This window comes from Rhodanobacter sp. sgz306013 (assembly GCF_057031145.1).
Genome location: NZ_JBXCIJ010000006.1, coordinates 41,399 through 59,943, shown reverse-complemented (window position 1 = coordinate 59,943; position 18,545 = coordinate 41,399). Strand labels below are relative to the sequence as shown.

Here is an 18,545-nt window from a genome sequence, read left to right as displayed (position 1 = left end):
ATCACGCGGGCCACGGGATATCCTGCAACAAAGGGTGCAGTGGCGGAAGGCAGGGCGGCACCATCACGGCGGTTGCGCTTCGGCACCGGCTTGACTTTGAGTTTTTGCACAAGTACCTTTTTTAAAAAAGGTAGTTTGTGAAATGGATGCAGGCAAGTCCGGTGCACTACGCAAGGGGCTGCTGGAGTTCGTGGTGCTGGCCGTCGTCTCGTCAGGACGGGCCTATGCCGCCGACATCCTGCAGCGCCTTGGGGACACCGAGTTCGCCACGAAGGAGGGCACCCTCTACCCGCTCTTGAGCAGGATGCGGCGCGAGCGATTGCTTGAGTACGAGTGGCAGGAATCCGAGGGCGGCCCACCCAGGAAGTATTACCGGCTCACGGCGGACGGCCGCAGGCAGCTGGCCGCATTCCGGGCGTACTGGAAATCCTTGACACGTCTGATCGACGAGCTGGGTACACCACCATGCAAACCGTGATCCATGTCGGCTTGAGCGGCCACCCGACGACGTTTCTGCTGGATGAGGATGGCTACGGGTCCTTGCGTGCTTACTTCGAGCGCGCACGTTCGGGGCTCGGGGGCGATCCCGATCGCGAGGAAATACTCAGCGATCTCGAGCAATCGATCGGCGAAAAACTCGCGGTGCTGCCTCATTCCGGCGAGCGGGTCATTGCTAGCAAGGAGGTCGATGCGGTGCTTGGACAAGTCGGCGCCGTCGATCCCGGCAGCGGCCACCTCCACCACGCGCCGTCGATGCGGCCGCGGCGATTTTTCCGCGTCGAACAGGGCAGGTGGATCAGCGGCGTCTGTGCGGGACTGGCGATCCGTTCGGGTATCCGCGTCGGCTGGGTGCGGACGATCTTCGTGCTGACAGCGGTTTTCACAAGCGGGGCAATGGTGCTGGTCTATCTCGCCCTCGTGTTCGCGCTGCCGGTACTCCGGACGGTCGGTGAATACGAAGACATGTGCCGCTTGTCGCCGTAGGCGAAGCGGTCCCGGACGGGCTGGATACGACCAACACAAGCAGGCAGGCCGGGCGCGGGGCGGGGCTGCGCCCTGCACGTGCGCGACGTCAGTCGGTGATGGAGTGACGGAGGAAGTTCGCCATGTCAATCGCAACGCGGATTCGCAGCTCGCTGCTCGCAAGGGCACTGGTCTTTTTCCTGTTTGCACCGACGCTGGCATTGGCCGCATCGCCGACGCCAGCCGAGATCGCACAGGCAAAATCCATCTTCGCGGATGCGCAAAATCTCTCCGGCAGGGATGCCGGCAGCCTGTGGGGCCTTCCGCTCTACGGCCGGATGCTGCTGGTGATCCCTGCTACGCGGGCGGTGATCGCCAACCAGCCGGATCCCCGGCACCTGCTCCGGTCCGTGGACGGAATCTATGTCGGTACGCTGCCCGAGGACGTGGTCCTTTCCGATGCGCCCACGGAATGGGAGGGCGTGCGCTGGACGCAGCTGAGGTTGCCGGCCCTGCCGCAGGACGCCATGACGCGTTCGATCACTCTGGCGCACGAGATGTTCCATCGCATCCAACCGCAGCTGCATCTCGCTGCGAACGCCACGGCGAACCCGCAGCTCGACACCGAGCAGGGGCGATTGTGGCTGCAGCTGGAGTGGCGAGCACTCGCCGGGGCCCTGATCGAATCAGGCAACGCGCAGACCCAGGCCATCCGTGACGCACTGGCCTTCCGCAACCATCGCCATAAGCTGTTCCCGGGCTCGGTTGCGACGGAGACCGCCATGGAGATCGTGGAAGGCACCGCCCAGTACACCGGCATCGTGGTTGCGGAACCGGACGTCGAGTCGGCGCGCTGGCATGCGGCAGCCGACCTGATCCATCCCGATGGCGAGATTTCCTTCTCGCGTATTTCCGCCTTCATGTCGGGGCCGGCCTATGGCCTGTTGCTGGACGAACGCATGCCTGGATGGCGCAAGACGCTGAACGAGCATTCCGACCTCGGCGCGATGCTGGCATCGACGCTGCATGGCACCACGAAGGCGTCGGTCGAGTCGCGCGCGGCGGCTTACGGTGCGGGCGGGCTGCGCGTAGTGCTGACGGATCGCGCCGCCCGCGAGCAAGCCAAGCAGGCGCGGTACCGCGCCGCTCTGGTCGATGGGCCGACACTCTCCCTGACTGCGTTGGGGCGTTTCAATTTCAATCCCAGCACCGCGGTGGCGCTGGGTGCGGACGGTATGGTCTACAGCACGTTCCACGCCATCGCGCGGTGGGGCACCCTGGATGTGAATGCGGGTGGCGTGCTGGTGTCGCCGGACTTCAGCCGCGCCGCGTTGTCCGCCCCGATCGTGACCAGGGGCAGGCATCTCGAAGGCAAGGGCTGGACCATCGATCTGGCGCCGGGCTGGTCTGTCGCCCCGGCTGCGAAGTCCGGGAACTACGTGCTGGTGCAGTATCCCCGCTGACCACCGGTGCCGGTTCAGCGTACTGCCAGCGCCAGCGCGATGCCTGTCCACACCGCCAGGCCCCACCAGTTGTTGTGGCGGAAGGCGGCGAGGCAGGGGCCGCGCTCGCGCTTGCGGATCAGCCACAACTGGTACGCGAACAGGCCGGCGGCCACGAGCAGGCCCAGCCAGTACGGCCAGCCGAGGTGCGCACGCTGGCCCACGAACAGCATCGCCAGCAGCAGCGTCGCCATCAGGATGCCGATGATCGGCAGGTCGGCGTCGCCGAACAGGATCGCGGTGGATTTCGCACCGGCCTTGAGGTCATCCTCGCGGTCCACCATCGCGTACTCGGTGTCGTACACCACCGACCAGAGAATGTTGGCGATGAACAGCAGCCAGCCCAGCGGCGGCACGGTGCCTGCCACTGCGGCGAACGCCATCGGGATGGCCCAGCCGAAGGCCGCGCCCAGCACCACCTGCGGCAGGTAGGTCCAGCGCTTGGTGAACGGATACAGCGCGGCCAGCGCCGCGCCGGCGAACGACAGCTTGATCGTCAGCGCATTGGTGAACAGCACCAGCACGAAGGCGAACGCCAGCAGCGAGGCAAACACGACCAGCGCCTCGCGCGGCGTCACCCGCCCGCTGGCAATCGGGCGCCCCGCGGTGCGCGCCACCTGGGGGTCCAGCTTGCGGTCGGCGAAATCGTTGATCGCGCAGCCCGCCGCGCGCATCGCGAACACGCCCAGCGTGAAGATCGCCAGCGGCTTCAGCGGCGGCCAGTCGCCGGCCGCCAGCCACAGCGCCCACCAGGTCGGCCACAGCAGCAGCAGCGCGCCGATGGGGCGGTCCATGCGGGTGAGCACGAGGTAGTCGCGCGCCTTCTCGCGATGCCGCGTCGGCAACCTGCGCAGCAGCCAATCCAGCACGCCGTTCGCGCGGGTGGAGCTGTCGGCCGGGCGCACGACGGTCGGCGCCGCCTTCGCAACGTGCCTTGAGATCGAAGAAGCGGGTTTGCGCCGCTGGCGCTTGCGCGGAGGGGAAGCCATCGGCGCAGTTTAGCGTGGCCGGGTTGGCGCGGCGGCGTGATGCCGACCCCAAAAATGGCGTGTCGCGCCGCGGTCGCAACGCTTCGTCGCGCGATCTCCACCGCGACCCCGGGAGAGGATGGCTTTGCACGATATGAGACGCTATGGTCGCGACGACGCACGCCGTTGCAGGTATCCATGACACTGCCGCCACGGCGAGCCGAAAGGTCCTCTACCTGCCGGCGTTGGCGGTCTGCTGGGCCTGCTGCTGCTCTCGCGCTGAACATCGCGGCGCCCGGGCACGAATTCGAATCTGACTGGAGTTGCGCGCGCATGGCCACCGATCGCGATTTCATCGATTACGTCATCGAGCAGGTTGCGCTGGGCGACCGGCTCTCGCACAAGAAGATGTTTGGCGAGTACGCGCTGTACGTGGACGGCAAGGTGGTGGCCTTTGCCTGCGACAACAGCTTGTTCGTGAAGCCTTCCGCCGCTGCGGCAACGCTTGCTCCGCAGTTGCCGCAGCGCCCGCCGTATCCCGGCGCAAAGGACTATCCGGTGGCCGATGAGCTGCTGGACGACGCGGATGCGATCCGCCGCCTGTTCGTCGAGACCGCCGCGTCGATGCCGCTGCCGAAGCCGCGCAAGCCTGCGGCAACGAGGAAGCGCGGCAAGTAGTTCCACGGTTTTCACGAATCCCGACCGGCGCCTCCCCCGCCGGGTTCGGCGTCGTGGCTGGCCGACGCGCCCGGATCGCGGGCCGGCCATGCCGGCGTCATGCCGCACGCCTGACCTTCATCTGGTTGTAGGCGAATTTTCACAAAGCGGATTCACCATGCCGCAGGCCGTCGACGACGGTCGTCGAATCCCTCATCGCCATATGCGGCGTCCTCGCGAGACGCGCCGCCAAGGATGCTTGCGCATGTTCAACCGCCGTACTTCGATCCAGCTGTCGTGCCTCGCCCTGGCCATCCTCGCGACGCTGCACGGCAACGTCGCCGCCGCGGCCGACGATGCCGCCGCCGCCCCCGCTCCGGCAGCCGCGCCGGCCAAGGACCGAGCCATCGCGCTGACCGCGGTGTCGGTGGTGGCGACCGGCGAGACGCGCCAGATCCAGACCATCGGCCGCAAGGACATCGAGGCGGTCGCGCCGGGCACCAGCGCGCTGAAGGTGCTCAACGAGCTGCCTGGCGTCAACTTCCAGTCGTCCGATCCGTGGGGTGCGTACGAGTGGTCCACGGCGATCAGCTTGCACGGCTTCGACCAGAGCCGGCTCGGCTTCACGCTCGACGGCATCCCGCTGGGCAACATGTCCTACGGCGTGAGCAACGGCCTGCAGGTGACCCGCGCGATCAGCTCCGACAACATCGCCTCGGTGCAGCTGGCGCAGGGCGCCGGCGCGCTGGGCACGCCGTCCAATACCAATCTTGGCGGCACCGTGCAGTTCTATTCGGCCGACCCGGACATGACGCCGGGTGCGCGTTTCAACCAGACGATCGGTTCGGACAACACCCTGCGCACCTACGCGCGACTGGATACCGGCGACTTCCACGGCTTCTCGATGTACGTGTCGTTCGACCACGCCAACACCGACAAGTGGAAGGGCTACGGTTCGCAGCGCTCCAACCAGGCCAACCTGAAAGCCGTGTACCAGTGGGGCGACGGCAACCGCGTCAGCCTGTTCGTGGACAGCTCGCGGCGCAAGGAATACGACTACCAGGATCTCTCGTTGACCAGCCAGCGTGTGCTGGGCTGGAACTTCGACTACTGGCAGCCGGACTGGAACACCGCGCTGCGGGCAGCCACCGCCTACCACACCAGCGGGCAGTACAGCGGCGTGGCCAACGGCTTTCCGGCCTCGCTGGCCGGCCTGCCGGCCGACTACGACTGGCTGGATGCGAACTACTACGCCGGCGGCGGCATCCGCAAGGACAACCTGGTCGGCCTCAACGGCAGCTTCAACTTCGGCGAGAACCTGACCTGGAACGTGGGCAGCTACTACCACGGCGACCGCGGCGAAGGACAGTGGGTGACGCCGTACGCGTCGTCGCCGGCCTCCGGCCTGCCGCTGGCCATGCGCACCACCGACTACGGCCTGGACCGCTACGGTGTGACCAGCTCGCTGCAGTACACGATCGGCAACAACGACGTCGAAGTGGGCGTGTGGGGGGAGAACTCCAGCAACCACATCGAGCGCAACTACTTCAACCTCGCCGGCCAGTACACCGGCCTGTGGACCTTCTACGACGGCGAGACGCCGTTCCTGCGCGGCTTCCTGCAGCACTACACCTACGACACGCGCATGGCGTATGCCGAGGACACCCTGCATTTCATGGACGACCGGCTGACCGTCAACGTCGGCGCCAAGTCGCTGCGTTCCACCAGCACCGCGGAATCGCTGGTGGCCACCAGCGCGTTCGCGCAGGGCAGCATCAAGGCCAGCGACGGCTTCCTGCCGCAGGCCGGCGTGGACTACAAGCTGGACGGGCACCAGGACATCTACGCCTCGTACAGCAAGAACATCGACGCCTACGGCGCGCTGCCCTTCGCCACCTCGCAGGCGACATTCGACGCCAGCAAGAGCACGCTCAAGCCGGAAGGCTCGCAGACGGTGGAAGCGGGCTACCGCGTGCACGGTGCCACCTTCGAGGCGGCGGCCGACCTGTACTACACCCGCTTCAGCAACCGCCTGCTGCAGACCACGCCGTGCTCTGCGGTGCAGACCTGCGCCAGCCAGCTCGACAACGTCGGCAGCGTGGACAGCAAGGGCGCCGACCTGTCGCTGATCTGGCGCCCCGTCGAGGGCCTGCGCTGGCTCAACACGTTGTCCTACGACAGCTCCAAGTACCAGGACGACTACCTCAACGGCGGCGTGGTCGCCACCCGGGGCAAGTACGTGGTGGGCATCCCGAGCTGGATGGCCACGTCCAGCGTGAACTACCACGTGGGCGCCTGGGACTTCACCGTTGACGGCAAGTACACCGGCCGGCGCTACATCACCTACACCAACGACTCGCAGGTGCCGTCGTACTGGCTGTTCAATGCCGGCGCTAGCTACGACCTTGGCGCGATGGCGGGCTTCCGTGACATTCGCCTGGCGCTCAACGTGACCAACCTCGCCGGCAAGCATTACTTCGCCACCACCGGCACCAACGGTTACGTCGCCTCCGATCCGAACGGCTACAACCAGACCTTGCAGGCCGGTGCGCCGCGGCAGGTGTTCTTCAACATCAACGCGAAGCTCTGAGGTCGCTGCCGTGCCGGCCGCTCTCGCGGCCGGCACGGGGCGTTAACCTTGCCACCGGACGCGAGTCGATCGCGTCCTTTCACTTTTTCGGGGTTGCCCATGAAACGTCGTCTGTTGCCCTTGGTCCTGCTGTTCGCGCTGGGTGGCTGCGCGCGTGAGGCTACGGTGTCGCACCTTGCCGTCAGCGGCGTGGTCGGCGGTGCGGTGCCGGTGGCCGGCGTGCCAGTCACGGCCACCGACCATGCGGGCCATCGCACGGTGTCCGGCGTGACGGACGGGCAGGGCCACTACTCGCTGCTCCTCGATGGGCCCGGCCCGTTCGTGCTGACGGCGCCGTTCAACGACGACGGCGGCGCGCCGGCCATCCTGTCCGCGGCGCTTTCGCCCGCGTCGGGCCAGGCGTCGGCGGTGGTGAACCTCGATCCGCTCACCACCTTGCAGACGCAGCGCGCACTGGGGGCAGTGCTGGACGGCGCGCCCGATGCGGCGAAGATGGCCGGCCTCGACGCCGCGCGCATCGCCGCGGCGGAACGCGATGTCGCCACGGTATTCGCCCCGCTGTACGCGGCTTTCCAGGTGCCCGCCGCCGCGGCGAAAGATCCCGCGGGCGATGCGTCGTTCCACGCCGATGCCGGCAATCCGCTGGGCGCGCTGTTCTCGGTCGTGCACTTCGACGTGCGCCGGGGCAGCGCCAGCGTCGGCAGCGATGCCGACCGCGCGGAGGTTTCGGTGCCTGCGCAGGGCGCGCCTTCCGCCGCGGTGCCCGCCACCGCGGCGGCTTCGGCGCTGGCGCTGGCGCACGGGCCGACCGCCACGCCAATCCAGCACGTGATCGTGGTGATCGGCGAGAACCAGACCTTCGATGGCCTGTTCGGCGGCTATGCGCCGGCCAGCGGTCAGTCGGTGCGCAACCTGCTTTCCGAAGGCATCATCAAGGCCGACGGCACGCCGGGCCCCCATTTCGCGCTGGCCGCGCAGAGCAAGGGTGCGCCGCTCAAGGCCTACAGCCTGCAGCCCGAACGCGCGGGCAGCTACGCCACCTTGCCGCAGCCGCTGCAGACCGGCGAGATCAACCCGGTGACCTTCCAGAGCGCCACCGGTGTGCCGGACACGCGCTTCCCCGCTGACCTGCCCAACGGGCCGTTCCAGATCACCCGCTACGTGCCGTACCGCAACGCGGGCAAGGACGGCCTCGCCGCGGCGGTGGTGACCGGCGATCCGGTACACCGCTTTTTCCAGATGTGGCAGCAGACTGGCGGCGACAACGCCAGGCTCGACATGTTCGCCTGGGTCGCCGCGAGCACCGGCCAGGGCGGCGACACCCCCGGCGTGACCCCGGCCAATCCGGCGCAGGGCGGCGAGCTGATGGGTTTCATGAACATGTCCGCCGGCGACGCGCCGCTGTTCGACAAGCTGGCGCGGGACTACGCGCTCGGCGACAACTACCACCAGTCCATCATGGGCGGCACCGGCGCCAACTTCTTCGCCATCGCCACCGCCGACGTGCCGTTCTTCAACCAGGACGGCAAGGTCGCGGCGCCACCAGCCAACCAGATCGAAAACCCCGATCCGATGCCGGGCACGCCGGACTTCTACACCCGCGACGGTTACCAGGGCGGCTCCTACGTCGACTGCTCCGACCCGAAGCAGCCGGGCGTCGCCGCCATCCGCGCCTTTCTCGACGCGCGCCACATCCAGAGCAAGTGCGCGCCTGGCGCCTATTACCTGCTGAACAACTACAACCCCGGCTACGACATGGACGGCCGTCCACAGCCGATCGGCCCGGACAACTACAACTACCCGCCGCAGACCGTGCCCACCATCGCCGAGCTGCTGGCGAAGCACGGCGTGAGCTGGAAGTGGTACACCGGCGGTCGCGACGCGGCGGACGTCGCCGCCGAGGCGGCCGCGCTGCACATGCCGGTGGCGAAGGCGCAGATGCTCCAGTACAACAACATCGGCGATCCGCTGGCGGCCTCCGCGAACGTGATGGGCGATCCGGCGCTGAGGTCCGGCCTTGCCGGCCTCAGCACGCTCGACAGCGACCTGGCACGGCACACGCTGCCGGCGGTGTCCTTCGTGGTGCCGAAGAACCTCGACAGTGGCCATCCCGGCTATTCGGCGCCGGCCAGCTACGAAGCCTTCCTCAAGGACCTCCTGGCCAGGGTCCAGGCCGACCCCTCGCTGTGGGCGCATACCGCGATCCTGATCACCACCGACGAGGGCGGTGGCCATTTCGATACCGGCTACATCCAGACGCTGGACTTCTTCGGCGACGGCCCGCGCATCACGATGCTTGCGGTCTCCCCGTATGCGCGCAAGGGCGTGGTGGACCACGAATACGGCGATCACGCCTCGATATTGAAGTTCATCGAGCGCAACTGGCGCCTGCCGCCGCTGTCGGCGCGCAGTCGCGACAACCTGCCGGATCCGGTGACCGTGGCCGGCCATCCGTACCGGCCGGTCAACGGCCCGGCGGTGGGCGACCTGATGTCGCTGTTCCGGTTCTGAGCCGGTGCCGCGCCAGCGGGGATCGCGAGCCGGATGAAGGCATGCGTCCTGCGCCCGGTGAACGGCATGGCCTCGGGTCCGCTTGGATCGGCGCCGCCGCCGCCGCCGCCGCGACGCTGGCCGTGCTCGCCATCGGCCTCGCGGGTGCCTGCCTGCCGGCATTGGCGCGCGAGCAGGCCACGGCAACGACGGATGCGGCGCGCGACGCCGCCATCCGCCGCTGGGTGCGCTACCCGCCCATGCCGGCGCACCTGAGTCCGCAAGCCGAACTGGGCAGGCGGCTGTTCTTCGACAAGGCCTTGTCCGCCTCCGGGCGGATGTCGTGCGCCAGCTGCCACGATCCCGCGCATGCCTACGGCCCGCCGGACGGTCGCGCGGTGCAGCCGGGCGGCAAGGACCGACGCCACGCGGGTATGCGTGCGGTGCCCTCGCTGCGCTACCTCGACAACACGCCGCTGTTCAGCCTCAACGCCTTTACTCCCGGCTCCGAGGATGCCGAATACGAAGGCCCCAGCGGCGGCTTCGACCAGGATGGCGCGGCGGCCTCGCGCCAGCAGCAAGCCGCCGGCCCGCTGCTCGATCCCAATGAAATGGCCAACGCGACGCCCGCGGCGGTGGTCGCCGCGGTGCGCGACGGCCCCTACGTGCGCCGGTTCGCCCAGGTCTTCGGCGCGGACGTGTTCATGCATCCGCGGCAGGCCTTCGACGCCATCGGCGCGGCGCTGCAGGCGTTCCAGGCCGAGGACCCGAGCTTCCATCCCTACACCAGCAAGTTCGACGCGGTGATGTCCGGCCATGCGCGCTTCACGCCGCAGGAGCTGCGCGGCTACGCGCTGTTCAACGACCCGAAGAAAGGGAATTGCGCCTCGTGCCACATCGACGTGCCCGGCCCCGGCGGCCGGCCGGCGGCATTCACCGATTACGCCTACGAGGCGCTGGGCGTGCCGCGCAATCCGCAGATTCCGGCCAATCGCGATCCGCACTACTACGACCTCGGGCTGTGCGGCCCCAAGCGGCGAGATCTCGCAAGGCAGACGCAGTACTGTGGCATGTTCAAGACGCCGACCCTGCGCAATGTCGCCACGCGCCGCGTGTTCTTCCACAACGGCTACTTCCACACGCTGGACGCGACGATGCACTTCTACGTCGAACGTGACACCGACCCGCGCAAGTGGTATCCGGTGGTGGGCGGCAAGCTGCAGAAGTACGACGACCTGCCGGCGCGCTACCGCGCCAACGTCGATCGCGGCCACGCGCCGATGGATCGCGCGCCGGGCGACGAACCCGCGCTCGACGCGCTGGAGATCGCCGACGTCATCGCGTTCCTCAAGACGCTGGACGACGGCTATACGGCCAGGGCTGGCGGGACACCGTAAGCAACGAACGGCCTTCGCGCGAGCGCCGCTCAGCGACGCTTTCCCGTCGAAACGGCGAGATGACCAACCATGTTTCACCATGCGTCCAAGGTCGCCCTGTCCGCGCCCGTCGTGGTGGCCTTGCCGGAACCCGGGAAGCGCAGCGCGTTCCAGGGGGTTCTGCCCACGGCGTAGCCGCCAACTTGGGCACCAGGGCGCTTCGGCGCGCGCATCGGATATTCGACACCACCGGAGGAGAGCCGCCATGCCCAAGTCGCTGGATCACATCGCCCTGGTAGTGCGCGATCCCGCGCGCAGCGCCCGGTTGTTTGCGCAGGTGTTCGACGACGCGCGGGTGGAGCAGGACGGGGGCGGTCACGACACCCGGGTCTGGCTGGCTGGCGTGTGCCTGGTGCTGGTGCGCGGCGCGCCGCCGGCCGCGCGCAACGGCGACCACATCGCTTTCGCGGTGGACAAGGCCGCGTTCGCGGCTTGTGCGGAGCGCCTGCGTGCCGCGGGCATCGCATGCCTGATGGCACGCGGTGACAGTGCGCTGTACTTCGACGACTACGACAACCACGTGTTCGAGCTGGACGTGGCGGAAGGCGACTGATGCCGCGCCGCGATGCCGTGCCCGTCGTGGCGGGGCATCACCGGGCGTTCCGCGGTCAGGCCGGCGTTTCGCCGACACTTGCGATGCCGAGCCGGCCCAGATCCCGCACCGCGCCGTTCGCCGCGTTCGACGCCATCGCCGCATAGGCCTGCAACGCCACCGAAACTGGCCGAGAACGGTTCGCCGGCTTCCACGCCGCGCGGCCGCGCGCCTCCATCGCGCCGCGGCGCGCGGCGAGGGTTTCTTCCGGCAGGTCGAGGCGGATGCTGCGGTTCGGAATGTCGATGGCGATCGGGTCGCCGTCCTCGACCAGGGCGATCAGGCCGCCTTCCGCGGCTTCCGGCGAGACGTGGCCGATCGACAGGCCGGCGGTGCCGCCGGAGAAGCGGCCGTCGGTGACCAGGGCGCAGGCCTTGCCCAGGCCTTTCGACTTGAGATAGCTGGTGGGGTAGAGCATCTCCTGCATGCCTGGGCCACCGCGTGGGCCTTCGTAGCGGATCACCACCACGTCGCCGGCCTTCACCTTGTTGCCGAGGATGCCGCTTACCGCGGCTTCCTGGCTTTCGTAGACCCTGGCGGTACCGTTGAACACCAGGATGGAGTCGTCCACGCCGGCGGTCTTCACGATGCAGCCTTCCGGCGCGAGGTTGCCGAACAGCACGGCGAGGCCGCCGTCGTGGCTGAACGGCGTGCTGGCGGAGCGGATCACGCCGCGTTCGCGGTCGGTGTCCAGCGACTCCCAGCGCGCAGACTGGCTGAAGGCCACCTGGGTGGGGACGTTGCCGGGAGCGGCGCGGTAGAAGGTGTGCACCGCCTCGTCGTGGCCGCGCACGATGTCCCATTGCGCCAGCGCCTCGCCCAGGGTGGGTGCGTGCACGGTGGGGCGGGTGGTGTCGATCAGGCCCGCGCGGTCGAGTTCACCCAGGATGGCCATGATGCCGCCGGCCCGGTGCACGTCCTCCATGTGCACGTCGGCCTTGGATGGCGCCACCTTGCACAGGCAGGGCACGCGTCGCGAGAGGCGGTCGATGTCGGCCATGCCGAAGTCCACGCCGCCTTCGCGTGCCGCGGCCAGCAGGTGCAGCACGGTGTTGGTGGAGCCGCCCATGGCGATGTCCAGGCTCATGGCGTTCTCGAACGCCGCGCGGTCGGCGATGCCGCGCGGCAACGCGCTGGCGTCGTCCTGCTCGTACCAGCGGCGGGCCAGGTCGACGACAAGGCGGCCGGCGCGGCGGAACAGCTGCTCGCGGTCGGCATGCGTGGCCAGCACCGAACCGTTGCCGGGCAGCGCCAGGCCCAGCGCCTCGGTGAGGCAGTTCATCGAGTTGGCGGTGAACATGCCCGAGCAGGAGCCGCAGGTGGGACAGGCGGAGCGTTCCAGGCTGGCCACCTCGGCATCGCTGTAGCTGTCGTCGGCGGCGGCCACCATCGCGTCGATCAGGTCCAGCGCCTTCTTCGCGCCCTTCACCACCGCCTTGCCGGATTCCATCGGGCCGCCGGAGACGAACACCGCGGGGATGTTCAGCCGCATCGCGGCCATCAGCATGCCGGGGGTGATCTTGTCGCAGTTGGAGATGCACACCAGCGCGTCGGCACAGTGCGCGTTGGCCATGTATTCCACGCTGTCGGCGATCAGCTCGCGCGAGGGCAGCGAATACAGCATGCCGCCGTGGCCCATGGCGATGCCGTCGTCCACCGCGATGGTATTGAACTCCTTGGCCACGCCGCCGGCGCCCTCGATCTCCTCCGCCACCAGCTTGCCGAGGTCGCGCAGGTGCACGTGGCCGGGCACGAACTGGGTGAAGCTGTTCGCGATGGCGATGATGGGCTTGCCGAAGTCCCCGTCTTTCATGCCCGTGGCGCGCCACAGGCTGCGGGCGCCGGCCATGTTGCGGCCATGGGTGCTGGTGCGGGAACGGTAGTCGGGCATGGGCGTTCGTACTCCGGAAATCCAATGGGGGGTGCGGGTGGCGTCAGCTGCGCAGCAGCAGGCGGTAGGCGGCGTTGCCGCTCTCGTCGCAGTGCGGGTAGCCCAGCGTGGCGAGGAAGCGGTGCAGCGTGGCCAGTTCGTCGGCCGGCACCTGGATGCCGACCAGGATGCGGCCATGGTCGGCGCCGTGGTTGCGGTAGTGGAACAGGCTGATGTTCCAGTCCGGGTGCAGGCGGGCGAGGAAGTCGGGCAGCGCGCCGGGGCGCTCGGGAAAGTCGAAGCGGTACAAGCGTTCGTCCTGCGCCAGCGGCGAGCGGCCGCCCACCATGTGGCGCAGGTGCAGCTTGGCCAGCTCGTCGTCGGCCAGGTCGAGTACGGCGAAGCCCTGGGCGCGGAATGCGGCGGCCAGCGCCGCGCGTTCGCCGCGGCTGGCGGTCTGCACGCCAACGAAGATGTGCGCCTGGCGCGCGTCGCCGATGCGGTAGTTGAACTCGGTGATGCTGTGCCGGCCCAGCGCCGCGCAGAAGCGGCGGAAGCTGCCGCGTTCCTCGGGGATGGTCACCGCGAACAGCGCCTCGCGCTGCTCGCCGGCCTCGGCGCGCTCGGCCACGAAACGCAGCCGTTCGAAATTCATGTTCGCACCGGAAACGATCGCGGCGAGCGTGGCGCCCTGCAGCCTGTGGCTGGCGGCGTACTGCTTCAGCCCCGCCAGCGCCAGCGCGCCGGAGGGTTCGGGCACGCTGCGGGTTTCCTGGTACACGTCGCGGATCGCGGCACACAGCGCATCGCCGTCCACACGCAGCACCTCGTCCACGTGGCGGCGGCACACCGCGTAGGTGAGCGCGCCCACCTGCTTCACCGCAGTGCCGTCGGCGAACAGGCCTACCTCGGGCAGCACCATGCGTGCTCCGCTTTCCAGCGAGCGCGCCATCGCGTCGGAGTCGTCCGCCTGCACGCCGATCACCTTCGTCTGCGGCGACAGCGTCTTGATATAGCTGGCCACGCCGGCGAGCAGGCCGCCGCCTCCCACCGGCACGAACACCGCGTCGGGCGGCGTGGAAGACTGGCGCAGCAGTTCCATGCCCACGGTGGCCTGGCCGGCGATCACGTCCAGGTCATCGAACGGATGCACGAATACCAGGCCGCGCTCGGCCTGCAGGCGCGCGGCGGCGGCCTGGGCGTCGCTGTAGGAATCGCCGGCCAGAAGCACTTCGACGAACGCGCCGCCGAAGCGGCGCACCGCGTCCACCTTCACTTGTGGCGCGGTCACCGGCATCACGATCAGCGCACGGATGCCGAGTTTCGCCGCCGCCAGTGCCACGCCCTGCGCGTGGTTGCCGGCCGAGGCGGCGATCACGCCGTTCGCCCGTTCGGCGGCGTCCAGCGCGGCCATGCGGTTGTAGGCGCCGCGCAACTTGAACGAGAACACCGGCTGCAGGTCTTCGCGCTTCAGCAGCACGCGGTTGCCGATGCGCGCGGACAGCAGTCCGGCAGGTTCCAGCGGCGTCTCGCGCGCCACCTCGTACACGCGCGCGGCCAGCGTGCGGCGCAGCAAGTCCAGGTCGGACGGTGCGTCGTCAAGGCCTGCGTGCGTGGCGAGGCGCGCGTTCATGCCGGCGTGGCGGTGGCGAAGCGGCCGCCATCGCGGCCGCCCACCAGCGACAGGCTGCTCGCGTCCAGCACGTCCACCAGCTTGCGCAGCTGGCGCAGGATCTGCTCCAGCGTGCCCTCGTCGCCGTGCATCACCAGGGTCAGCTGCGACATCGCCGGGTCGTGGGTGGTCGCCACGGTGAGCGCGTCGATGTTGACGTGGCGCGCGGCGAACAGCCCGGCCACGCGCACCAGTGCGCCGGATTCGTTCTGCAGCAGGATGGACAAGGTGTGTTTCATGGTCTTACTCCGCGAACCCTTCATGGATGGAACCAACCGTTGATGTAACCAACCGTTCGCCCTGAGCGTAGGCCCGCAGGGCCGGAGTCGAAGGGCAAGTCGCGGGGGCGTTTCGACTCTGCCCGCTGCGCGGGCTACGCTCAGCGCGAACATTGCTTTCGGACGACATAAGCGGTGTTTTCAGAACATCGACGTGGATGGAACCTCGTTTGCCTCGACCGGCGCCTCGCCGCGCGACGGGATGAACTCGCCGGTGATCATCTGCGCGTAGGTCGCCCCCGGTCCCACCATCGGGTACACGCCGGCATCGACGTCGATCACCACTTCCAGGAAGGCCGGGCCGTCCCAGGCGAGGAAGTCGGCGATGGTGGATTCGAGCTGCGCCTTGTCGTCGAGGCGGCGCGCCCAGGCGAAGCCGTCGGCCTGCGCGGCCAGCACGAAGTCCTTCTTGTGCAGGCTCTTGTCGGAGGCGGCGAAGCGCCGGCCGAAGTACAGCTTCTGCCACTGCCGCACCATGCCGTCGCCGCTGTTGTTGAGTACGACGATCTTCAGCGGCAGGCCGTAGGTGGTGACGGTCTCCAGTTCGCCGAGGTTCATGCGGATGCTGGCGTCGCCGTCGATGTCGATCACCAGCGCGTCGGGCCGCGCGAACTGGGCGCCGACCGCCGCGGGCAGGCCGAAGCCCATCGTGCCCATCGAGCCGGAGGTGAGCCATTGCCGCGGTGCGCGGAAGTCGAAGTACTGCGCCGCCCACATCTGGTGCTGGCCCACGCCGGTGCTGACCACGGCGCGGCCCCTGGTATGGCGGTTGATCGCCTCGATCACCGCCTGCGGCTGGATCAGCGGGTTCGCGCGGTCCCAGTCCATCGCGTGCCCGCGCTTCAGCGCGGCGACGTGGGCGTGCCAGTCGTCCAGCGCGGGGCGGATGCCGTGGCCCTGGCCGTAACGGGTCAGGCGTTCCAGCGCGAGCCGCAACGGGCCCACGTGCTGCCAGTCCACCGGCTTCACCTTGCCGATCTCCGCAGGGTCGATGTCGACCTGCGCGATGAACTTCGCGCGCGGCGCGAACCGGGCGGGCACGCCGGCCACGCGGTCGTCGAAGCGCGCGCCCAGCGCGAACACGAAGTCGCAGTCCTCCACCGCGTAGTTCGCGTAGGCGGTGCCGTGCATGCCCAGCATGTGCAGCGCCAGCGGCTCCGTGCTGTCGAACGCGCCCAGGCCCATCAAGGTGGTGGTGACTGGCAGGCCGAACGCGTCGGCGAACACGCGCAGCGCCACCGCGGCCTCTGCCGCGATCACGCCGCCGCCGGCGTAGATCAGCGGGCGTTTCGCCTGCATCAGTGCGTCGAAGAACGCGGCGCAGGCCTCGTCGTCCAGGTGTGAGCTCTCCACCGCGCGCAGGCGCGCGCGGTAGCCGGGGATGGTCAGGCGGCAGGCGCCGTCGAAACGCAACGCGGCGTTCTGCACGTCCTTCGGCACGTCCACCACCACCGGGCCGGGGCGGCCGCTGCGCGCGATCTCGAACGCGGTGCGCAGGGTGGCTTCCAGCTGTGCGACGTCGGTGACCAAGAACACGTGCTTGGCGCAGGCGCCCATGATGTTGCTGACCGGCGCCTCCTGGAACGCGTCGCTGCCCAGCGACGAGGTAGGCACCTGGCCGCAGATCGCCACCAGCGGAATCGAGTCGGCCATCGCGTCGCGCACCGGCGTCACCATGTTGGTGGCGCCGGGGCCGGAGGTGACGATGGCCACGCCGACCTTGCCCGAGGCGCGCGCATAGCCCGCGGCCATGAAGCCGGCACCCTGTTCGTTGGCCGGCACCACCAGCGGCATCGGCTCGCGCCCCTCGACCGACGCATGGTCGGCGTTGTAGCGGAACACCGCGTCGTACACCGGCAGGATCGCACCGCCGGAATAGCCGAACAGCACGCCGGTGCCTTCGTCGGCCAGTACCTGCACGATCGCCTCGGCGCCGGTCATGGCATGGCCGGCGAGCGGGTGCAGGTGGGCGGCGGGGGCCGTGGGGGCGGTCTGCGTGGTGGCGGTCACGATGGATTCCTGGCGGGTGGGCGGATGTCTCTTCCCCTGCTTGCAGGGGAAGGAGACGAATCAATTGCGGATCAGTTCGCGCTCGACGGCCGGGTGCACCGGTACGCCGAAGGTGGCGATGATCTGCAGGTCCTGCTCCAGCGTGGAGAAGCGTTCCCACGCGATGCCGTTCACGTCGGTGCTGCTGCTGAAGCCCTGCGCGTCGTCGTCCTCGAAGCCGAGCTGGCAGATCTGGCCGGCCTTTTCGGGCTGCTGGCGGATCGAGAAGTTGAGGCTGTCGGTACGCCACATTGCGTAGATGCCGTAGACCAAGGCCTGCGGCGGCTGGCCCAGGCGCTTGCTGTAGTCGGCGATGGAGGCGTCGAGGTCGGCGACGGCCAGGGCGATATGGAAGCGTTTCATGGCATACCTCGTTCTGCTCTCGTTGCGTGGTGGAACGGGCCGCGCGATGCGTCGCGCGCGGCCCGGCGCCGGCCTCAGCCGACCTTCTTCAGCGGCTCGGCGGCCGGCTTCGGCGCGTTGGCCTGCAGCCAAGGCATGCGGGCGCGCAGCTTCTTGCCCACCTGCTCGATCGGATGCTCCAGGTCGGCCTGCTTGAACTTCTTGTAGTTCGGCAGGCCTGCGTCGTATTCGGCGGTCCAGTTGCGCGCGAAAGTGCCATCCTGGATGTCCTTCAGCACGTCCTGCATGCGTTGCTTCACGCCGGCGTCGATCACGCGCGGGCCGCTGACGTAGTCGCCGTACTGCGCGGTTTCGGAAACGAACTCCAGCATCCGGGTGATGCCGCCCTCGTAGAACAGGTCGACGATCAGCTTCAGCTCATGCAGCACTTCGTAGTAGGCGATCTCCGGCTGGTAGCCGGCTTCCACCAGGGTCTCGAAGCCGGCCTGGACCAGGGAGCTGGCGCCGCCGCACAGCACGGCCTGCTCGCCGAACAGGTCGGTCTCGGTCTCTTCCTTGAAATCGGTCCTGATCAGCATCGCGCGGCCACCGCCGATGCCGTCGGCATAGGCATGCGCCTTCGCCTCGGCCTGGCCCGACACGTCCTGGTGCACCGCCCAGATGCACGGCACGCCGCGGCCGCGCTCGTATTCGGTGCGGACCAGGGCGCCCGGGCCCTTCGGTGCCACCAGGATCACGTCGATGTCCTTGCGCGGATCGATCTGCCGGAAGTGCACGTTGAAGCCGTGCGCGAACAGCAGCGCCGCGCCGGGCTTGATGTTCGGCTCGATCGCTTCCTTGTAGAGCGCGGGCTGCACCATGTCGGGGGTGAGCACGGCGACCAGGTCCGCGCCCTTCACCGCCTCGCCCGGCTCGGCCACGGCAAAGCCTTCGGCCTTGGCTTTCTCCCACGAAGGACCGCCCTTGCGCAGGCCGACCACGACGTCCAGACCGGAGTCGCGCAGGTTGAGGGCGTGGGCGCGGCCCTGGCTGCCGAAGCCGAGGACGGCGATGCGGGCCTTGGCCAGCGTATCGTTGGTGCTGCTGCTCATGCGGTGACTCCTTCGTTGACGGTG

The 18,545-nt window shown here is 68.7% G+C and carries 15 protein-coding genes; 8 read left to right on the top strand and 7 right to left on the bottom strand.

What is annotated here, in order from left to right; all coding sequences use genetic code 11:
* Nucleotides 1–142: 142 nt before the first annotated feature.
* The 3 genes from AC2EWF_RS17760 to AC2EWF_RS17750 all read left to right on the top strand — a co-directional run bounded on the left by AC2EWF_RS17760 (nt 143) and on the right by AC2EWF_RS17750 (nt 2,426).
* Complete coding sequence (locus tag AC2EWF_RS17760) at nt 143–478, top strand: PadR family transcriptional regulator (RefSeq protein WP_483640728.1); 336 nt, start codon at nt 143–145, stop codon at nt 476–478.
* Nucleotides 466–984 (top strand): PspC domain-containing protein, encoded by a 519-nt coding sequence (locus tag AC2EWF_RS17755; RefSeq protein WP_483640727.1) that lies wholly within the window; start codon nt 466–468, stop codon nt 982–984. Before AC2EWF_RS17760 ends, AC2EWF_RS17755 begins: the two co-directional genes overlap by 13 nt.
* Nucleotides 985–1,106: 122 nt before the next feature.
* Nucleotides 1,107–2,426 (top strand): hypothetical protein, encoded by a 1,320-nt coding sequence (locus tag AC2EWF_RS17750; protein ID WP_483640726.1) that lies wholly within the window; start codon nt 1,107–1,109, stop codon nt 2,424–2,426.
* A 14-nt stretch (nt 2,427–2,440) separates the two neighbouring features.
* Here AC2EWF_RS17750 and ubiA read toward each other — a convergent pair whose 3' ends face one another.
* The gene (ubiA, locus tag AC2EWF_RS17745) at nt 2,441–3,370 is read right to left on the bottom strand and encodes a 4-hydroxybenzoate octaprenyltransferase (RefSeq protein WP_483640725.1); all 930 of its coding nucleotides are present in this window, start codon (nt 3,368–3,370) and stop codon (nt 2,441–2,443) included.
* Between the two features lie 396 nt (nt 3,371–3,766).
* Here ubiA and AC2EWF_RS17740 point away from each other — a divergent pair, with 396 nt between their 5' ends.
* The 5 genes from AC2EWF_RS17740 to AC2EWF_RS17720 all read left to right on the top strand — a co-directional run bounded on the left by AC2EWF_RS17740 (nt 3,767) and on the right by AC2EWF_RS17720 (nt 11,159).
* Nucleotides 3,767–4,111, top strand: a complete 345-nt coding sequence (locus tag AC2EWF_RS17740) for a TfoX/Sxy family protein (RefSeq protein ID WP_483640724.1) — start codon at nt 3,767–3,769, stop codon at nt 4,109–4,111.
* A gap of 244 nt (nt 4,112–4,355) precedes the next feature.
* Nucleotides 4,356–6,680, top strand: coding sequence for a TonB-dependent receptor family protein (locus AC2EWF_RS17735; RefSeq protein WP_483640723.1), 2,325 nt, complete (start codon nt 4,356–4,358; stop codon nt 6,678–6,680).
* 99 nt (nt 6,681–6,779) lie between these two features.
* Nucleotides 6,780–9,191 carry an alkaline phosphatase family protein gene (locus tag AC2EWF_RS17730; protein ID WP_483640722.1) on the top strand — a complete coding sequence of 804 codons (2,412 nt, stop codon included), beginning with the start codon at nt 6,780–6,782 and terminating at the stop codon, nt 9,189–9,191.
* Between the two features lie 41 nt (nt 9,192–9,232).
* Nucleotides 9,233–10,567 (top strand): cytochrome-c peroxidase, encoded by a 1,335-nt coding sequence (locus AC2EWF_RS17725; RefSeq protein WP_483640721.1) that lies wholly within the window; start codon nt 9,233–9,235, stop codon nt 10,565–10,567.
* A gap of 244 nt (nt 10,568–10,811) precedes the next feature.
* Complete coding sequence (locus AC2EWF_RS17720) at nt 10,812–11,159, top strand: VOC family protein (protein ID WP_483640720.1); 348 nt, start codon at nt 10,812–10,814, stop codon at nt 11,157–11,159.
* Between the two features lie 55 nt (nt 11,160–11,214).
* Here AC2EWF_RS17720 and ilvD read toward each other — a convergent pair whose 3' ends face one another.
* The 6 genes from ilvD to ilvC all read right to left on the bottom strand — a co-directional run bounded on the left by ilvD (nt 11,215) and on the right by ilvC (nt 18,521).
* Nucleotides 11,215–13,089 carry a dihydroxy-acid dehydratase gene (ilvD, locus tag AC2EWF_RS17715; protein ID WP_483640719.1) on the bottom strand — a complete coding sequence of 625 codons (1,875 nt, stop codon included), beginning with the start codon at nt 13,087–13,089 and terminating at the stop codon, nt 11,215–11,217.
* 43 nt (nt 13,090–13,132) lie between these two features.
* A complete protein-coding gene (gene ilvA, locus AC2EWF_RS17710; protein WP_483640718.1) occupies nt 13,133–14,701 on the bottom strand; it encodes a threonine ammonia-lyase, biosynthetic in 1,569 nt (522 codons plus the stop codon).
* Nucleotides 14,698–14,979 (bottom strand): acetolactate synthase small subunit, encoded by a 282-nt coding sequence (ilvN, locus tag AC2EWF_RS17705; RefSeq protein WP_483640717.1) that lies wholly within the window; start codon nt 14,977–14,979, stop codon nt 14,698–14,700. The genes ilvA and ilvN overlap by 4 nt, the downstream gene beginning before the upstream one ends.
* Nucleotides 14,980–15,159: 180 nt before the next feature.
* A complete protein-coding gene (gene ilvB / locus AC2EWF_RS17700) occupies nt 15,160–16,959 on the bottom strand; it encodes a biosynthetic-type acetolactate synthase large subunit (RefSeq protein WP_483640771.1) in 1,800 nt (599 codons plus the stop codon).
* Nucleotides 16,960–17,088: 129 nt separating this feature from the next.
* Nucleotides 17,089–17,430: a VOC family protein gene (locus AC2EWF_RS17695; RefSeq protein ID WP_483640716.1), complete on the bottom strand. Its 342-nt coding sequence runs from the start codon at nt 17,428–17,430 to the stop codon at nt 17,089–17,091.
* Between the two features lie 74 nt (nt 17,431–17,504).
* Nucleotides 17,505–18,521 carry a ketol-acid reductoisomerase gene (gene ilvC / locus AC2EWF_RS17690; RefSeq protein ID WP_483640715.1) on the bottom strand — a complete coding sequence of 339 codons (1,017 nt, stop codon included), beginning with the start codon at nt 18,519–18,521 and terminating at the stop codon, nt 17,505–17,507.
* Between the last annotated feature and the right edge of the window lie 24 nt (nt 18,522–18,545).

Coding starts and splice junctions, on each gene's coding strand:
- AC2EWF_RS17760 (WP_483640728.1), top strand. CDS start 143: ATGGATGCAGGCAAGTCCGGTGCACTACGCAAGGGGCTGCTGGAGTTC.
- AC2EWF_RS17755 (WP_483640727.1), top strand. CDS start 466: ATGCAAACCGTGATCCATGTCGGCTTGAGCGGCCACCCGACGACGTTT.
- AC2EWF_RS17750 (WP_483640726.1), top strand. CDS start 1,107: ATGTCAATCGCAACGCGGATTCGCAGCTCGCTGCTCGCAAGGGCACTG.
- AC2EWF_RS17740 (WP_483640724.1), top strand. CDS start 3,767: ATGGCCACCGATCGCGATTTCATCGATTACGTCATCGAGCAGGTTGCG.
- AC2EWF_RS17735 (WP_483640723.1), top strand. CDS start 4,356: ATGTTCAACCGCCGTACTTCGATCCAGCTGTCGTGCCTCGCCCTGGCC.
- AC2EWF_RS17730 (WP_483640722.1), top strand. CDS start 6,780: ATGAAACGTCGTCTGTTGCCCTTGGTCCTGCTGTTCGCGCTGGGTGGC.
- AC2EWF_RS17725 (WP_483640721.1), top strand. CDS start 9,233: ATGCGTCCTGCGCCCGGTGAACGGCATGGCCTCGGGTCCGCTTGGATC.
- AC2EWF_RS17720 (WP_483640720.1), top strand. CDS start 10,812: ATGCCCAAGTCGCTGGATCACATCGCCCTGGTAGTGCGCGATCCCGCG.
- ilvD (WP_483640719.1), bottom strand. CDS start 13,089: ATGCCCGACTACCGTTCCCGCACCAGCACCCATGGCCGCAACATGGCC.
- ilvA (WP_483640718.1), bottom strand. CDS start 14,701: ATGAACGCGCGCCTCGCCACGCACGCAGGCCTTGACGACGCACCGTCC.
- ilvN (WP_483640717.1), bottom strand. CDS start 14,979: ATGAAACACACCTTGTCCATCCTGCTGCAGAACGAATCCGGCGCACTG.
- ilvB (WP_483640771.1), bottom strand. CDS start 16,959: ATGACCGGCGCCGAGGCGATCGTGCAGGTACTGGCCGACGAAGGCACC.
- AC2EWF_RS17695 (WP_483640716.1), bottom strand. CDS start 17,430: ATGAAACGCTTCCATATCGCCCTGGCCGTCGCCGACCTCGACGCCTCC.
- ilvC (WP_483640715.1), bottom strand. CDS start 18,521: ATGAGCAGCAGCACCAACGATACGCTGGCCAAGGCCCGCATCGCCGTC.